The sequence below is a fragment of the Cellulosilyticum lentocellum DSM 5427 genome (assembly GCF_000178835.2).
GTDB classification, from domain to species: Bacteria; Bacillota; Clostridia; order Lachnospirales; family Cellulosilyticaceae; genus Cellulosilyticum; species Cellulosilyticum lentocellum.
The window spans coordinates 76,206-94,325 of the sequence record NC_015275.1; the positions used below are offsets into that span (position 1 = coordinate 76,206).

Below are 18,120 nucleotides of genomic sequence, written 5' to 3' on the forward strand. Positions count from 1 at the left end.
TTAAAAGTGTTAGTATGAGTATGATGAATAGCTTAACGTTTATATTTATAATAGAATATAACTAGATTATTATTAACACCTCTAGCAATTTCTATTAAGGTTTTGTACGATATAAATAAACTTTAAAGAAGGAATAATGCCTTCTCTCGAAATCTTGTGTGAACAAATAGCCCTTAGCCCTTAGGTTAAGGGCTATAATAATATGTCCATCATCTAAGATGGCCTCTAAATACGATAGAGTGGTAAAAAGAATATAGAAGAAAAAGGAGGTAGAAAAAACTATTAATCTAATGGAGAAAAGAAATAGTAAAATAATGAATTAAAATCATTAAATCTGTATACAATAAGTTTTACCATTACTAACTAAACACTATTACAATAGAATTTTTTGAAACATATAATGTAAGACATAAAGAAAGATAAAAAAGTTGTAAAAAGGTGTTGACTTATGAAAGGTAATACTGTAATATTATACGAGTCAGCGGTTGAAAAACCAAAGATAACAAATGAACTTTGAAAACAAAATAGTAACTATAAACCAGTCGATTCATTACGTCTCTAATAAGAGATGAGAATCAGTACAACTTGTACTAAGTAAAATAGTCAGTAGTAGAGATACTACACGGACAAACTTTTTTATGAGAGTTTGATCCTGGCTCAGGATGAACGCTGGCGGCGTGCTTAACACATGCAAGTCGAACGAACTGCGAGGAGCTTGCTCCTCAAGGTTAGTGGCGGACGGGTGAGTAACGCGTGGGTAACCTGCCCTATAGAGGGGGATAACGTTTGGAAACGAACGCTAATACCGCATAAACTATCGGTAGTCGCATGACTATTATAGTAAAGATTTATCGCTATAGGATGGACCCGCGTTGGATTAGCTAGTTGGTGAGATAACAGCCCACCAAGGCGACGATCCATAGCCGGCCTGAGAGGGTGAACGGCCACATTGGGACTGAGACACGGCCCAAACTCCTACGGGAGGCAGCAGTGGGGAATATTGCACAATGGGCGCAAGCCTGATGCAGCGACGCCGCGTGAAGGAAGAAGGTCTTCGGATTGTAAACTTCTATCAGCAGGGAAGAAAAAAATGACGGTACCTGACTAAGAAGCTCCGGCTAACTACGTGCCAGCAGCCGCGGTAATACGTAGGGAGCGAGCGTTATCCGGATTTACTGGGTGTAAAGGGTGCGTAGGCGGTTTGTTAAGTCAGAAGTGAAATTTAGGGGCTCAACCTCTAAGCTGCTTCTGAAACTGATGAACTAGAGTGTGGGAGAGGAAAGTGGAATTCCGAGTGTAGCGGTGAAATGCGTAGAGATTCGGAGGACACCAGTAGCGAAGGCGGCTTTCTGGACCATAACTGACGCTGAGGCACGAAAGCGTGGGGAGCAAACAGGATTAGATACCCTGGTAGTCCACGCTGTAAACGATGAATGCTAGGTGTCGGGGCTTACGGGTCTCGGTGCCGAAGTTAACACATTAAGCATTCCACCTGGGAAGTACGATCGCAAGATTGAAACTCAAAGGAATTGACGGGGACCCGCACAAGCGGTGGAGCATGTGGTTTAATTCGAAGCAACGCGAAGAACCTTACCTAAACTTGACATCCCGATGACCGGTCTTTAATCGGACCTTTCCTAGCTTGCTAGGACATTGGTGACAGGTGGTGCATGGTTGTCGTCAGCTCGTGTCGTGAGATGTTGGGTTAAGTCCCGCAACGAGCGCAACCCCTATCTTTAGTAGCCAGCATTAAGTTGGGCACTCTAGAGAGACTGCCAGGGATAACTTGGAGGAAGGTGGGGATGACGTCAAATCATCATGCCCCTTATGTTTAGGGCTACACACGTGCTACAATGGCTGCTACAAAGGGAAGCGATCTCGCGAGAGTCAGCAAACCTCAAAAAAGCAGTCCCAGTTCGGATTGTAGTCTGCAACTCGACTACATGAAGTTGGAATCGCTAGTAATCGCGAATCAGAATGTCGCGGTGAATACGTTCCCGGGTCTTGTACACACCGCCCGTCACACCATGGGAGTTGGGGGGGCCCAACGCCGGTGACCCAACCCTTCGGGGAGGGAGCCGTCTAAGGCAAAACCAATAACTGGGGTGAAGTCGTAACAAGGTAGCCGTATCGGAAGGTGCGGCTGGATCACCTCCTTTCTAAGGATAGAAATCGATGGTTTGTTAGTTACTATTTTGTTTTGAAAGTTCATTGAACTAAATGAATATTTCACTCATTTGTGGTGATGATGCGCTTAGGGGAAACACCCGTTTCCATTCCGAACACGTAGGTTAAGACCTAAGCGGCTGATGGTACTTGTCGGGAGACTGACTGGGAGAGTAAGTGGTTGCCACATTTATGGGGGGTTTAGCTCAGTTGGGAGAGCACCTGCCTTGCACGCAGGGGGTCAAGGGTTCGAATCCCTTAATCTCCACTGTCCAAATAATGGACATGATTGTACTAAATGTACTACTTGTACTTTGAAAAACAAATACTACAACAATTATAGATTTGTAAGTTATAGCAATATAACTTGCGCCTAACGATAAATGTACACGCATTGTATAATGCAAAAATGTTTGTCAGGGTGTAAAATCTACAATTTAACCGATATAGTCAGAAATGACTTAAAACATTCTTTGTTTTTATCAGAAATGATAATTAACAAGGCACCAATCATGTAAAAACATGATTAGACCGCTCAATAATGAGCAATAGGTCAAGCTACTAAGAGCGTAGAGTGGATGCCTTGGCACCGAGAGCCGATGAAGGACGTGATAAGCTGCGAAAGGCTACGGGGAGTTGCAAATAAACTTTGATCCGTAGATATCCGAATGGGGAAACCTGGCAGAGCAAAACCTCTGTCATCCTATAGCCAATACATAACTATAGGAAGGGAACGAAGGGAACTGAGACATCTAAAGTACCTTCAGGAGGAGAAAGAAACATCGATTTCCTAAGTAGCGGCGAGCGAAAGGGAAACAGGCCAAACCAGATTACTTGTAATCTGGGGTTGAGGACTGCGTCGTGGCAAGAATGCGGATAGCTGAAGAGTCTGGAAAGTCTCATCAAAGAGGGTGATAATCCCGTAAGCGAAATCCAAGTGAAGCCTAGCAGTATCCAGAGTACCACGAGACACGAGAAACCTTGTGGGAAGCTGGGGGGACCACCCCCCAAGCCTAAATACTCCTCGGTGACCGATAGCGCATAGTACTGTGAAGGAAAGGTGAAAAGAACCCCGGGAGGGGAGTGAAAGAGAACCTGAAACTCTATGTTTACAAGCAGTGGAAGCACCATATGATGTGCAACCGCGTACTTTTTGTAGAACGGTCCGGCGAGTTACTAGCTGTGGCAAGGTTAAGTACCAGGAGGTACGAAGCCGAAGGGAAACCAAGTCTGAATAGGGCGCCAAAATAGTCATTGTTAGTAGACCCGAAACCGGGTGACCTACCCATGTGCAGGATGAAGTTACCGTAAAAGGTAATGGAGGTCCGAACTCACATCTGTTGAAAAAGGTGGAGATGACGTGTGGGTAGCGGAGAAATTCCAATCGAACCCGGAGATAGCTGGTTCTCCTCGAAATAGCTTTAGGGCTAGCGTTGATAGGAGTCTAATGGAGGTAAAGCACTGAATTGCCTAGGGGGCCCACAAGCTTACCGAAGCATATCAAACTAAGAATGCCATCAAGATACCGTCAGCAGTCAGACTACGAGTGATAAGACACGTGGTCAAAAGGAAAACAGTCCAGACCATCAGCTAAGGTCCCCAAGTGTGTGTTAAGTGGAAAAGGATGTGAGATTTCGAAGACAACTAGGATGTTGGCTTAGAAGCAGCCACTCATTCAAAGAGTGCGTAATAGCTCACTAGTCGAGAGATCTTGCGCCGAAAATGTCCGGGGCTAAAACACACCACCGAAGCTATGGAATTCAACTTAGTTGGATTGGTAGAGGAGCGTTGTAACGACGCAGAAGCAGTACCGTAAGGAGCTGTGGAGTAATTACAAGTGAGAATGCCGGAATGAGTAGCGAGATACAAGTGAGAATCTTGTAGGCCGAATATCCAAGGTTTCCAGAGTAAAGCTGATCTGCTCTGGGTAAGTCGGGACCTAAGGCGAGGACGAAAGTCGTAGTCGATGGACAACTGGTTCATATTCCAGTACTACCTATTATCAGAACTGCAGGGACGCAGGAGGGTAGGCAAACCCAGGAATGGTATCCTGGGCCAAGCACAAAGTCGCATTCCCAAGGAAAACCCGGGGAACGAGGATGAAGTGTGATGGGGATCGAAATTAAAGTAGAGAAGTTGCTGAACCCACACTGCCGAGAAAAGCTGCTATTGCGTGATAGGTACCCGTACCGTAAACCGACACAGGTGGATGAGGAGAGAATCCTAAGGCCGACGGGAGAAGCGTTGTTAAGGAACTCGGCAAAATGACCCCGTAACTTAGGGAGAAGGGGTGCCTACTTAGGTAGGCCGCAGAGAATAGGCCCAAGCAACTGTTTAACAAAAACACAGGTCTTTGCTAAACCGAAAGGTGATGTATAAGGGCTGACGCCTGCCCGGTGCTGGAAGGTTAAGGGGAGAGGTTAGTCGCAAGACGAAGCTTTGAACTTAAGCCCCAGTAAACGGCGGCCGTAACTATAACGGTCCTAAGGTAGCGAAATTCCTTGTCAGGTAAGTTCTGACCCGCACGAAAGGCGTAATGATTTGGGCACTGTCTCGACAGCGCACCCGGTGAAATTGTAGTACCAGTGAAGATGCTGGTTACCCGCGACAGGACGGAAAGACCCCGTGGAGCTTTACTGTAGCTTGATACTGAGGTTGGGTATTACATGTACAGGATAGGAGGGAGACTGAGAAATCTGGACGCCAGTCTAGGTGGAGTCGCCGGTGGGATACCTCTCTTGTAATACTTAACTTCTAACCATGGCCCGTTAGCCGGGTCTGGGACAATGTCAGGTGGACAGTTTGACTGGGGCGGTCGCCTCCTAAAGAGTAACGGAGGCGCTCAAAGGTAACCTCAGAATGGTCGGAAACCATTCGAAGAGTGCAAAGGCATAAGGTTGCTTGACTGCGACACCGACGGGTGGAGCAGGTACGAAAGTAGGACTTAGTGATCCGGTGGTATGAAAGTGGGATTGCCATCGCTCAACGGATAAAAGCTACCCCGGGGATAACAGGCTTATCTCCCCCAAGAGTTCACATCGACGGGGAGGTTTGGCACCTCGATGTCGGCTCATCGCATCCTGGAGCTGAAGCAGGTTCCAAGGGTTGGGCTGTTCGCCCATTAAAGCGGTACGCGAGCTGGGTTCAGAACGTCGTGAGACAGTTCGGTCCCTATCCGTCGTGGGCGCAGGAAATTTGAGTGGAGCTGTCCTTAGTACGAGAGGACCGGGATGGACGGACCACTGGTGCATCTGTTGTCTTACCAAAGGCATAGCAGAGTAGCCAAGTCTGGATCTGATAAACGCTGAAGGCATCTAAGCGTGAAGCAGACCACAAGATAAGATTTCCCATCCGAAAGGAGTAAGACCCCTTAGAGACTATGAGGTAGATAGGTTGGAGCTGTAAGCATGGTAACATGTGTAGGTGACCAATACTAACGGTTCGAGGGTTTGACCTAGATAAAACGGTTAAATAGTTGTAGTATTTGTTTTTGAGAGTATGAGAAGAGAGCACCCGAAAGGGTGTTTTTTTGTTACATAAAATATCTTCTATAAAGTGATCAATTTCGTTCTATAACTAATCGCTGTTTTATAGAGACCGTAAAATTTAATGTTGAAAAACAGGTATTTTATTGCTTGATTGATACTAAAATAGTAAAATCATATCATACCAAATAGCACCCCCATGAATTGACTCAGAAATACCATGGTTAACATAGCCAAACTGATTATAAAAGGGAATAAGATTTTCTTTGCAAGTTAAAATAACACCTTTTCTTTTGGTAGATTTAGCATAATCAATCATATGATTCATAAGCTTAATAGCGATACCTTGATGACGATAATCGGGCATAATATCTAGTCCAAAGATTGTTTGATAGGTGCCTGAAGGTTTGTGTAAGTCTGCTTGTTTGAAAAGAATATCACTAATAGTAGGCTCATCAATAACGGCACCATTTATAAAACCTATGATTTGATTATAGTGTTCTGCTACAAAAAAACTTTCTTTAAAAGTAAGAAGACGTTGTTGGAACTGAGTTTTATTAGCAGCTTCGGTTTGAGGAAAACATGTACTTTCAACAAAAGTAATACGGTCTAAATCATCTAATTGGGCTTGTCTTATAATGATATTCATATCTATCTCCTAATATATTTTTGTTCTAGTATAGCATATATGAGTAGAGTGATGAATATGGATAATCAATAAGTTGGTAGTGAATGGTTAGCAAGCTAGGAAAATGAGAGATAAAGAATATCTAGCTCTAGATACTAGACTATAGTTTAGTCAGGGAGGATATGAAAAATATATTGACATACGTAAGTAAATACGATATAGTATATATGCGTTAAACAACAAAATATTTCTGGTGATAATGCGCTTAGGGGAAACACCCGTTTCCATTCCGAACACGTAGGTTAAGATCTAAGCGGCTGATGGTACTTGTTGGGTGACTGACTGGGAGAGTAAGTGGTTGCCAGATTTACGCGCGAGTGGCTCAGTTGGTAGAGCATCTCCTTGCCAAGGAGAGGGTCGCGGGTTCGAGTCCCGTCTCGCGCTTAAAAAAGGAGCTAACTGTATAGTTAGCTCCTTTTTATCTATAAACTATTAACACACAAATAAAAGATTGGTATAATAAAAAATAGTTATTCAATTGAGTGCTTACACATAATAATAGATATCTATTATTATGTAAGAAATACTATAGCGATATTTCTTAAAAGAGCAGTTCTGATTATTTTTGCCAAAGAGATGAATAAATATAGTGATAGATAAGGAATAGAAAAATTAAGCTGTATTATAAATAGTAGTTATATCATTTATGGGGGAATATTATGGTAATAGAAACTAATATGTATAATCAATTTCTTGAAGCAAACAGCACTAAAAAAAATGAATTCTTAGTTGAAGTAAGTGAAATTGTAAATAGAAATATGAATATAGAAATAGCATGGGAAAAGCCATATAACACTACTTATAGTAAGACATCAGAAAATATAGAGATGGAAACTACAAGTAGTATTAATGAGACATATTCTAATTACGGAATTCCTTTAGAGATGGCACTTAATATACAGAAAGCTTCTAATCCAATGGTATCTAAGAATGGGAAGTGGGTGTCTGCATCGCTTAACGATATTAAATCGTATTGCATTCCAAATCGCTATAATATTAATAACTATAAGTATCAGTTCCTAGATTTATCAGAGCCGGCAGGTATTTCGGTTGATATTATGAAGAAGTATTTAGAAGGTAAGGGAACTTTAAGTGGAAAAGAAAACGTTTTTATTCAAGCTGCAGAAGATTATCATCTAAATGAAATATATTTAGTGGCTCACTCATTATTAGAAACAGGTAATGGAACTAGTGCATTAGCTCAAGGTGTTATGTATAAAGGGGCAAAAGTGTATAATATGTATGGGATAAAAGCGATAGATAGTAATCCTTTGGGAGAAGGAGCTGCATTTGCTTATAAAATGGGTTGGACTACTCCTGACAAGGCTATAGAGGGTGGGGCTAAGTACATATCAGAGCAATATGTTAATCACGATATTTATGCTCAAGATACATTATATGAAATGCGATGGAATCCTGCCAGTCCAGGAACACATCAATATGCCACAGATGTAGCATGGGCAATTAAACAAGCGAAACGAATTGAAGAAATTTATGAGGAATTTGAAGGTGCAAATAAGACTTTTGATATTCCAGTTTATAGATAGAAGTAAAATATATTGGTTCGATGAATAAAAGCATAATACTATAGTCATAATAAAAAGTATAAAAAAATCTAGAATCCTATTGACTTATGCAAGGTAATGATGTAATATTATACGAGTCAGCGGTAAACAACAGCAGACAAGAAAAGGTATTAAGCCTTGATAAACAAACAACAAATGAACTTTGAAAACAAAATAGTAACTATAAACCAGTCGATTCATTACGTCTCTAATAAGAGATGAGAATCAGTACAACTTGTACTAAGTAAAATGGTCAGTAGTAGAGATACTACATGGACAAACTTTTTTATGAGAGTTTGATCCTGGCTCAGGATGAACGCTGGCGGCGTGCTTAACACATGCAAGTCGAACGAACTGCGAGGAGCTTACTCCTCAAGGTTAGTGGCGGACGGGTGAGTAACGCGTGGGTAACCTGCCCTATGCAGGGGGATAACGTTTGGAAACGAACGCTAATACCGCATAAACTATCGGTAATCGCATGATTATTATAGTAAAGATTTATCGGCATAGGATGGACCCGCGTTGGATTAGCTAGTTGGTGAGATAACAGCCCACCAAGGCGACGATCCATAGCCGGCCTGAGAGGGTGAACGGCCACATTGGGACTGAGACACGGCCCAAACTCCTACGGGAGGCAGCAGTGGGGAATATTGCACAATGGGCGCAAGCCTGATGCAGCGACGCCGCGTGAAGGAAGAAGGTCTTCGGATTGTAAACTTCTATCAGCAGGGAAGAAAAAAATGACGGTACCTGACTAAGAAGCTCCGGCTAACTACGTGCCAGCAGCCGCGGTAATACCGTAGGGAGCGAGCGTTATCCGGATTTACTGGGTGTAAAGGGTGCGTAGGCGGTTTGTTAAGTCAGAAGTGAAATTTAGGGGCTCAACCTCTAAGCTGCTTCTGAAACTGATGAACTAGAGTGTGGGAGAGGAAAGTGGAATTCCGAGTGTAGCGGTGAAATGCGTAGAGATTCGGAGGAACACCAGTAGCGAAGGCGGCTTTCTGGACCATAACTGACGCTGAGGCACGAAAGCGTGGGGAGCAAACAGGATTAGATACCCTGGTAGTCCACGCTGTAAACGATGAATGCTAGGTGTCGGGGCTTACGGGTCTCGGTGCCGAAGTTAACACATTAAGCATTCCCACCTGGGAAGTACGATCGCAAGATTGAAACTCAAAGGAATTGACGGGGACCCGCACAAGCGGTGGAGCATGCGGTTTAATTCGAAGCAACGCGAAGAACCTTACCTAAACTTGACATCCCGATGACCGGTCTTTAATCGGACCTTTCCTAGCTTGCTAGGACATTGGTGACAGGTGGTGCATGGTTGTCGTCAGCTCGTGTCGTGAGATGTTGGGTTAAGTCCCGCAACGAGCGCAACCCCTATCTTTAGTAGCCATCATTAAGTTGGGCACTCTAGAGAGACTGCCAGGGATAACTTGGAGGAAGGTGGGGATGACGTCAAATCATCATGCCCCTTATGTTTAGGGCTACACACGTGCTACAATGGCTGCTACAAAGGGAAGCGATCTCGCGAGAGTCAGCAAACCTCAAAAAAGCAGTCCCAGTTCGGATTGTAGTCTGCAACTCGACTACATGAAGTTGGAATCGCTAGTAATCGCGAATCAGAATGTCGCGGTGAATACGTTCCCGGGTCTTGTACACACCGCCCGTCACACCATGGGGAGTTGGGGGGGCCCAACGCCGGTGACCCAACCCTTCGGGGAGGGAGCCGTCTAAGGCAAAACCAATAACTGGGGTGAAGTCGTAACAAGGTAGCCGTATCGGAAGGTGCGGCTGGATCACCTCCTTTCTAAGGATAGAAATCGATGGTTTGTTAGTTACTATTTTGTTTTGAAAGTTCATTGAACTAAATGAATATTTCACTCATTTGTGGTGATGATGCGCTTAGGGGAAACACCCGTTTCCATTCCGAACACGTAGGTTAAGACCTAAGCGGCTGATGGTACTTGTCGGGAGACTGACTGGGAGAGTAAGTGGTTGCCACATTTATGGGGGTTTAGCTCAGTTGGGAGAGCACCTGCCTTGCACGCAGGGGGTCAAGGGTTCGAATCCCTTAATCTCCACTGTCCAAATAATGGACATAATTGTACTAAATGTACTACTTGTACTTTGAAAAACAAATACTACAACAATTATAGATTTGTAAGTTATAGCAATATAACTTGCGCCTAACGATAAATGTACACGCATTGTATAATGCAAAAATGTTTGTCAGGGTGTAAAATCTACAATTTAACCGATATAGTCAGAAATGACTTAAAACATTCTTTGTTTTTATCAGAAATGATAATTAACAAGGCACCAATCATGTGAAAACATGATTAGACCGCTCAATAATGAGCAATAAGGTCAAGCTACTAAGAGCGTAGAGTGGATGCCTTGGCACCGAGAGCCGATGAAGGACGTGATAAGCTGCGAAAAGCTACGGGGAGTTGCAAATAAACTTTGATCCGTAGATATCCGAATGGGGAAACCTGACAGAGCAAACCTCTGTCATCCTATAGCCAATCCATAACTATAGGAAGGGAACGAAGGGAACTGAAACATCTAAGTACCTTCAGGAGGAGAAAGAAACATCGATTTCCTGAGTAGCGGCGAGCGAAAGGGAAACAGGCCAAACCAGATTACTTGTAATCTGGGGTTGAGGACTGCGACATGGCAAGAATGCGGATAGCTGAAGAGTCTGGAAAGTCTCATCAAAGAGGGTGATAATCCCGTAAGCGAAATCCAAGTGAAGCCTAGCAGTATCCAGAGTACCACGAGACACGAGAAACCTTGTGGGAAGCCGGGGGGACCACCCCCCAAGCCTAAATACTCCTCGGTGACCGATAGCGCATAGTACTGTGAAGGAAAGGTGAAAAGAACCCCGGGAGGGGAGTGAAAGAGAACCTGAAACTCTATGTTTACAAGCAGTGGAAGCACCATATGATGTGCAGCCGCGTACTTTTTGTAGAACGGTCCGGCGAGTTACTAGCTGTGGCAAGGTTAAGTACCAGGAGGTACGAAGCCGAAGGGAAACCAAGTCTGAATAGGGCGCCAAAATAGTCATTGTTAGTAGACCCGAAACCGGGTGACCTACCCATGTGCAGGATGAAGTTACCGTAAAAGGTAATGGAGGTCCGAACTCACATCTGTTGAAAAAGGTAGGAGATGACGTGTGGGTAGCGGAGAAATTCCAATCGAACCCGGAGATAGCTGGTTCTCCTCGAAATAGCTTTAGGGCTAGCGTTGATAGGAGTCTAATGGAGGTAAAGCACTGAATTGCCTAGGGGGCCTACAAGCTTACCGAAGCATATCAAACTAAGAATGCCATCAAGATACCGTCAGCAGTCAGACTACGAGTGATAAGACACGTGGTCAAAAGGAAAACAGTCCAGACCATCAGCTAAGGTCCCCAAGTGTGTGTTAAGTGGAAAAGGATGTGAGATTTCGAAGACAACTAGGATGTTGGCTTAGAAGCAGCCACTCATTCAAAGAGTGCGTAATAGCTCACTAGTCGAGAGATCTTGCGCCGAAAATGTCCGGGGCTAAAACACACCACCGAAGCTATGGAATTCACAATAGTGGATTGGTAGAGGAGCGTTGTAACGACGCAGAAGCAGTACCGTAAGGAGCTGTGGAGTAATTACAAGTGAGAATGCCGGAATGAGTAGCGAGATACAAGTGAGAATCTTGTAGGCCGAATATCCAAGGTTTCCAGAGTAAAGCTGATCTGCTCTGGGTAAGTCGGGACCTAAGGCGAGGACGAAAGTCGTAGTCGATGGACAACTGGTTCATATTCCAGTACTACCTATTATCAGAACTGCAGGGACGCAGGAGGGTAGGCAATCCCAGGAATGGTATCCTGGGCCAAGCACAAAGTCGCATTCCCAAGGAAAACCCGGGGAACGAGGATGAAGTGTGATGGGGATCGAAATTAAAGTAGAGAAGTTGCTGAACCCACGCTGCCGAGAAAAGCTGCTATTGCGTGATAGGTACCCGTACCGTAAACCGACACAGGTGGATGAGGAGAGAATCCTAAGGCCGACGGGAGAAGCGTTGTTAAGGAACTCGGCAAAATGACCCCGTAACTTAGGGAGAAGGGGTGCCTACTTAGGTAGGCCGCAGAGAATAGGCCCAAGCAACTGTTTAACAAAAACACAGGTCTTTGCTAAACCGAAAGGTGATGTATAAGGGCTGACGCCTGCCCGGTGCTGGAAGGTTAAGGGGAGAGGTTAGTCGCAAGACGAAGCTTTGAACTTAAGCCCCAGTAAACGGCGGCCGTAACTATAACGGTCCTAAGGTAGCGAAATTCCTTGTCAGGTAAGTTCTGACCCGCACGAAAGGCGTAATGATTTGGGCACTGTCTCGACAGCGCACCCGGTGAAATTGTAGTACCAGTGAAGATGCTGGTTACCCGCGACAGGACGGAAAGACCCCGTGGAGCTTTACTGTAGCTTGATACTGAGGTTGGGTATTACATGTACAGGATAGGAGGGAGACTGAGAAATCTGGACGCCAGTCTAGGTGGAGTCGCCGGTGGGATACCTCTCTTGTAATACTTAACTTCTAACCATGGCCCGTTAGCCGGGTCTGGGGACAATGTCAGGTGGACAGTTTGACTGGGGCGGTCGCCTCCTAAAGAGTAACGGAGGCGCTCAAAGGTAACCTCAGAATGGTCGGAAACCATTCGAAGAGTGCAAAGGCATAAGGTTGCTTGACTGCGACACCGACGGGTGGAGCAGGTACGAAAGTAGGACTTAGTGATCCGGTGGTATGAAAGTGGGATTGCCATCGCTCAACGGATAAAAGCTACCCCGGGGATAACAGGCTTATCTCCCCCAAGAGTTCACATCGACGGGGAGGTTTGGCACCTCGATGTCGGCTCATCGCATCCTGGAGCTGAAGCAGGTTCCAAGGGTTGGGCTGTTCGCCCATTAAAGCGGTACGCGAGCTGGGTTCAGAACGTCGTGAGACAGTTCGGTCCCTATCCGTCGTGGGCGCAGGAAATTTGAGTGGAGCTGTCCTTAGTACGAGAGGACCGGGATGGACGGACCACTGGTGCATCTGTTGTCTTACCAAAGGCATAGCAGAGTAGCCAAGTCTGGATCTGATAAACGCTGAAGGCATCTAAGCGTGAAGCAGACCACAAGATAAGATTTCCCATCCGAAAGGAGTAAGACCCCTTAGAGACTATGAGGTAGATAGGTTGGAGCTGTAAGCATGGTAACATGTGTAGGTGACCAATACTAACGGTTCGAGGGTTTGACCTAGATAAAACGGTTAAACAAAAGGTTGTAGTATTTGTTTTTGAGAGTTTGAGAAGATAACACCCGAAAGGGTGTTTTTTGTTATGTAAAATAATTAACAAAGGCAAAAGTTTATAGTATACTATTAGAAACATACTCTATATAAGTGTAAGATGTCTGAGTATTAATATAAAAAATGAAAATAACGTAGGTTGAGTTAGGTAACTAATTATAAGAAAGTATATAAGGTAGGCGGTATAAATGAGCAAAGCAGAAGAAAATAAACGGAAAAAACAGGAAGCTTTGTTTAACACAGCTTTTGAACTTTTTACTACAAAAGGTATTAATAATACGGCTATTAGTGATATTGTAGAAAAGGCGGGAGTAGCCAAAGGAACCTTCTATTTATATTTTAAGGACAAATATGATATTAGAGATAAACTTATTATAAGAAAGACAAGTTTTCTTTTTATGCAAGCTATTTCTAGATTAAGAGATAGTGGAGTGATAGATTTTGAAGGACAAGTACTTTTTATTATTGATGATGTAATAGAGCAATTAAAGAAGGATAAAGTATTATTAAGAATGATTTCGAAAGATTTATCATGGGGGGTTTATAAGAAAGTTCTCTCAAAATCATTAAATGATGAGAATCAGGAGGAACTAAGTTACTACCATCTTTTCATGCAAAGTGCTAATAAACAAGATTTTAAATTTAAAGATGCAGAAATTACTTTATTTTTAATAATAGAGTTAGTAGGAAGCACAGCGTATAATTCTATATTATTTGAGCAACCGGTACAGATAGATGCTTTAAAACCTTATTTATATGAAAGTATTAGACAAATTATTAGATCCGGAAAAGCTTAAAAAAGGAAAATAACCTGATTATCTATAAGATAATTAGGTTATTTTTTTACAATTTAATTATTGACCAATGGTCAGTTTGGTGATAAAGTATCTTTAATGACTTTTGGTCATTAATTGAAGTGGTATAGATTATAAGGGGAAAAGGTTAATGTTGTACCAAATATTTTTAAAGAGGTGATTTTATGTATCAGTTTGGGAGATGGGTTAGTAAACATCGTGTACTAGTTATGGTTATAGCTATTATTTTAGCTATTCCATCCATTTTTGGACTTGGTTATACAAGAACTAATTATGATATTCTGGCATATTTACCTGATGATGCAGAGTCTGTACAAGGACTTAAGGTGATGGATCAAGCTTTTGGATCAACAGGAATAGGTATGCTGGTTTTTGAGAATGTACCAGATAAGGAGATTGATAAGGTAGTCGAGAAGATTAAACAAGTGGACGGAGTAGGATCTGTATTATGGTTAAGAGACTTAGTAGATAATGTTATTCCTGTTGAGATGCTGCCAGATGATTTGGCTGAAATGGTTTATAGAGGTGAGGATACTTTAATAGTTATTAATCTAGAAGGTTCAACAGCAGAAGATAGGACTTTAGCAGCAGTAAATTCTATTGAACAAATCGTAGATGAGAGTAAGCATGAATATAAGTTTAGTGGATTGTCACCCGTTATTTCAGATATGATTGATGTAGCCAATTCAGAGAAAGGATTATACATATTACTTGCAGTTGTTTTATCTACCATTGTATTGGCATTTGCCCTCAAGTCTGTTTTTATTCCAGTGATATTTTTAATAGGTATAGGCTTTGGTATTTTATATAATATGGGAACTAACTATTTCTTGGGTGAGATTTCTTATATTACTAAAGCTATAGCCGCAGTACTTCAATTAGGCGTAACAATGGACTTCTCTATTTTCTTATTTCATAGGTATGAAGAAGAGAGAGAAAGTTATGATCATATAGAAGCTATGGCCAGGGCAATTAAATATACTGCTACTTCAGTGTCTGCAGCAGCACTCACTACAGTTGCTAGTTTCTTAGCGCTAATTAGTATGAAACTTACATTAGGTCAAGATATAGGAATTGTCATGGCAAAGGGTGTATTGTTAGGTGTGATTTGTACACTTACCATATTACCTTCACTAATATTAATATTTGACCCACTTATTCATAGGTTTCAGCATAAGACGATTTTGCCAGAGTTTGATAAATTTAGTGATATGATAACAAAGAAACCTATTATTATGGTACTTATTGGACTGATGCTTGTTATTCCAGCAGTATACGGTCAGATACATACTGAAGTCTACTATAAGGTGGATAGGGGTTTACCACAAGATATGAAATCAATAGTAGCTTTAAATGAAATGAAAGATGTTTATGATATGCAAGCTACACATTTAGTGGCTATTAATGAAAATGTTTCTGAATCAGATACAAAGGAAATGATTAACCGTATTAAGAAAGTACCAGGTGTGAACTGGATTATAGGGTATGAAGACATTGTAGGTCCAATGCTTCCAAAAGAAATGTTACCAGAAGAAGCTAAAGAAGTTTTCTTTAATGGCGGGTATGAAAGAGTATTTATTAATTCATCTTATGCTGTTGCAACAGATGAAGTGGCTAAGCAAATGAAAGAGATTAGAGATATTATGAGGGAGTATGATAAAGATGCTTATATGACAGGAGAAGCATCTTTAACAAATGACCTTATTAGTATTTCTGACATAGACTTTAAAAATGTTAATATCCTTTCTGTGTTAATTGTACTTGTTATTATCGCAATATCATTTAAATCTATTTCCCTACCTATTATTTTAGTGGGAGTTATAGAGTTAGCTATTTCTTGTAATATGGGCATTCCTGCTTATACAGGCACGGTTATATGTTTTATTTCTTCTATTGTTATAGGTTGTGTTCAATTAGGATCAACAGTAGATTATGCCATTCTTTTGACGAGTAGATTTAAAGAAGAATTAGCCACAACGGAGGATAAGAAAGAGGCCATGAGAATAGCATTATCATCTACTGCTAAATCAATAGTAACTAGTGCCTTATCTTTCTTTGGAGCAACAGTAGGAGTGGCAATGATTTCACGAATTGATATCATTTCATCTCTTACGGGTATGATGGCGAGAGGAGCATTGATTAGTATGGCAATGATTTTATGTATTTTACCTTCAGTACTTTTAATATGTGAACCACTAATTCGTAAAACTACTTTTAAGTGGTGTGAAAATTAGTAATAAATATGAGAGAGGTGTAAGCTATGAAATTAGCGAAAAGATGTGAAAAGGTTTTAATAATGAGTATGGTAGCTGCAATGATTGCACCATCTACCTTTGCAGCAACTAAAAATGAAATGGTATTTGTAACGGCAAACAGCCAAGGAGAAACACAAAAAATTATTGTAAGCAACCATCTTGAAGTTAATAATGAAACAGAAGTCAAGGATATTTCTGAGCTTAAAAATATTATAAATTTAAAAGGGGATGAAGTACCTACTAAAGATGGTAACAATCTGACATGGCAGACAAATGGTAAGGATATTTACTATCAAGGAGAAACAACAAAAGCATTACCAGTAGAGACCGCGGTGACTTATGTATTAGATGGGAAAGAGATGACACCTGAAGAATTAAGCGGTAAAAGTGGACATTTAAAAATAACAGTTAAACAAACTAATACAGTTAAAGCAAAAAAAATAATAGAAGGTAAAGAGCGTGAACTGTATGCACCATTTTATTCACTTGGTATGATTATGCTAGATGCAGATGTAATGCAGAATATAGAGATTACAAATGGTAAATTATTAAGTGATGGCTCTAGAAAAGCTGTAGTAGGGGCTATGCTTCCTGGAATGTCAGAGAATTTAGGAGATAAAGGAATAGATCTAGTATCAGATACTATAGAAATAGAAGGAGATGTGGAAGAGTTTTATTTAGCACCTATTTACATTTCTACATCAGCTAATTTACCAGAACTTAGTGATATTAAAGGGTTAGAAGAATTTGATAATATGACCGAAAACCTTAATAAATTAGTCAGATCAGGTAATCAATTAGTAAAGGGCTCAACTACACTTTTTAGTTCGATGAGTTTATTTAATACCAAGATAAAAGAATTCCAAAGAGGTATGAATAGTTTTATTAATGGAGCAGGACAACTTACTTCTGGTATTAGTAGTTTGCAGGGAGGAGCCATAAAGTTAAACACAGGGGCTAATAGTTTATATGAAAATAGTGTAGCTTATGTAAATAAAGGAAAAGAGTTAGTAGCAGGGGTTGATAAACAGACAGCCGCTATCAATAGTTTAAATGATACATTAGCTCAAGTTTTAGCAACCTTGCCAAATGATTTACCTCAAAAGGCAGCTTTAACACAAATTAGTGGTGGAATGAGTCAATTAAAAGAAAGTTCAATGACCCTTGGTACAGGTCTTAGTTCGTATGTCAATAAAGCTAACGATTTAGCAGCAGGTGCAAAAGCTTTAGATGATGGTAGTGAAAGTTTGGTAGAAGGACTTAATTCCGCAGTGGAAGGAACTAAAACACTTGAGCAAGGAAGTGGAAAGCTAACAAGTGGAATGAATTCCCTAGTAGATGCAACTAGTCAGTTAGAAGAGGGAGCAAAAACATTAGCTACTGGCATGAATGAATTCAATAAGGAAGGAATATTAAAATTAAAGGAGGGAGTATCAGATAAGCTTAATAGCTTAAGTGAATTTCTAGAGATTAAAGATGCCTTAGTAGAAATAGCTAAAGACTATACAACCTTTACTGGAAATAATGAAGCCAATGATAGTAAGGTAGAATTTGTTGTTAAAATTGAAGGAGTGGATAGAATGGTAGTAGAGGATAAAACTACGAATATAGCGGCAAATGAAACTAAGATTTCTGTAGAAAAGAAAGGGTTCCTAGAGAGTATTAAAGAATGGGTTAAAGAAAGCTTAGCATAGAATAAGGAAAGATAGGATTAGACTGTTGGAATCAACAAGTAATCCTATCTTTTTTTAGTTTGGTTTGTGTAACAAGGTAGAGTGAAGGAGTCAATAATGTATGATAAAATATAACCTATAGACAGCT

General features: G+C 41.4%; 5 protein-coding genes, 3 tRNA genes and 7 rRNA genes. 14 read left to right on the plus strand and 1 reads right to left on the minus strand.

Translation table 11 applies throughout. The annotated features are described in order from the left end of the window. Positions 1-634: 634 nt before the first annotated feature. The 4 genes from CLOLE_RS00350 to CLOLE_RS00365 all read left to right on the plus strand — a co-directional run bounded on the left by CLOLE_RS00350 (position 635) and on the right by CLOLE_RS00365 (position 5,623). Positions 635-2,159, plus strand: a 16S ribosomal RNA gene (locus tag CLOLE_RS00350). Between the two features lie 79 nt (positions 2,160-2,238). Next, positions 2,239-2,356: ribosomal RNA gene (gene rrf / locus CLOLE_RS00355) — 5S ribosomal RNA — on the plus strand. Positions 2,357-2,361: 5 nt separating this feature from the next. Then, positions 2,362-2,434 (plus strand) — tRNA-Ala (locus CLOLE_RS00360). A 283-nt stretch (positions 2,435-2,717) separates the two neighbouring features. Continuing rightward, positions 2,718-5,623 (plus strand): 23S ribosomal RNA (locus CLOLE_RS00365). A gap of 188 nt (positions 5,624-5,811) precedes the next feature. Here CLOLE_RS00365 and CLOLE_RS00370 read toward each other — a convergent pair. Further along, positions 5,812-6,300: a GNAT family N-acetyltransferase gene (locus CLOLE_RS00370; protein ID WP_013655118.1), complete on the minus strand. Its 489-nt coding sequence runs from the start codon at positions 6,298-6,300 to the stop codon at positions 5,812-5,814. A gap of 228 nt (positions 6,301-6,528) precedes the next feature. On the opposite strand from CLOLE_RS00370, the gene rrf (CLOLE_RS00375) reads away from it, so the two are divergent. The 10 genes from rrf (CLOLE_RS00375) to CLOLE_RS00420 all read left to right on the plus strand — a co-directional run bounded on the left by rrf (CLOLE_RS00375) (position 6,529) and on the right by CLOLE_RS00420 (position 17,993). Further along, a 5S ribosomal RNA gene (gene rrf / locus CLOLE_RS00375) occupies positions 6,529-6,646 on the plus strand. A 4-nt stretch (positions 6,647-6,650) separates the two neighbouring features. Further along, a tRNA-Gly gene (locus CLOLE_RS00380) sits at positions 6,651-6,723 on the plus strand. Between the two features lie 275 nt (positions 6,724-6,998). Next, on the plus strand, positions 6,999-7,886 hold the full coding sequence (locus CLOLE_RS00385) for an N-acetylglucosaminidase (RefSeq protein WP_050794649.1): 888 nt from the start codon (positions 6,999-7,001) through the stop codon (positions 7,884-7,886). 302 nt (positions 7,887-8,188) lie between these two features. Then, positions 8,189-9,717: ribosomal RNA gene (locus tag CLOLE_RS00390) — 16S ribosomal RNA — on the plus strand. Positions 9,718-9,796: 79 nt separating this feature from the next. Continuing rightward, a 5S ribosomal RNA gene (gene rrf / locus CLOLE_RS00395) occupies positions 9,797-9,914 on the plus strand. A 4-nt stretch (positions 9,915-9,918) separates the two neighbouring features. Beyond that, a tRNA-Ala gene (locus tag CLOLE_RS00400) sits at positions 9,919-9,991 on the plus strand. A 284-nt stretch (positions 9,992-10,275) separates the two neighbouring features. Beyond that, positions 10,276-13,180: ribosomal RNA gene (locus tag CLOLE_RS00405) — 23S ribosomal RNA — on the plus strand. The 16S, 23S and 5S rRNA genes sit together here with 3 tRNA genes alongside, the layout of an rRNA operon. Before the next feature lie 237 nt (positions 13,181-13,417). After that, a complete protein-coding gene (locus tag CLOLE_RS00410) occupies positions 13,418-14,026 on the plus strand; it encodes a TetR/AcrR family transcriptional regulator (protein WP_013655119.1) in 609 nt (202 codons plus the stop codon). 182 nt (positions 14,027-14,208) lie between these two features. Continuing rightward, positions 14,209-16,278 carry an efflux RND transporter permease subunit gene (locus tag CLOLE_RS00415; protein ID WP_013655120.1) on the plus strand — a complete coding sequence of 690 codons (2,070 nt, stop codon included), beginning with the start codon at positions 14,209-14,211 and terminating at the stop codon, positions 16,276-16,278. 26 nt (positions 16,279-16,304) lie between these two features. Continuing rightward, positions 16,305-17,993 carry a hypothetical protein gene (locus CLOLE_RS00420; protein WP_013655121.1) on the plus strand — a complete coding sequence of 563 codons (1,689 nt, stop codon included), beginning with the start codon at positions 16,305-16,307 and terminating at the stop codon, positions 17,991-17,993. Positions 17,994-18,120 lie beyond the last annotated feature (127 nt).

What these genes read in the sequence shown, in the direction of transcription:
- CLOLE_RS00410 (WP_013655119.1), top strand. Translation starts at nt 13,418, where the DNA reads ATGAGCAAAGCAGAAGAAAATAAACGGAAAAAACAGGAAGCTTTGTTT.
- CLOLE_RS00415 (WP_013655120.1), top strand. Translation starts at nt 14,209, where the DNA reads ATGTATCAGTTTGGGAGATGGGTTAGTAAACATCGTGTACTAGTTATG.
- CLOLE_RS00420 (WP_013655121.1), top strand. Translation starts at nt 16,305, where the DNA reads ATGAAATTAGCGAAAAGATGTGAAAAGGTTTTAATAATGAGTATGGTA.
- CLOLE_RS00385 (WP_050794649.1), top strand. Translation starts at nt 6,999, where the DNA reads ATGGTAATAGAAACTAATATGTATAATCAATTTCTTGAAGCAAACAGC.
- CLOLE_RS00370 (WP_013655118.1), bottom strand. Translation starts at nt 6,300, where the DNA reads ATGAATATCATTATAAGACAAGCCCAATTAGATGATTTAGACCGTATT.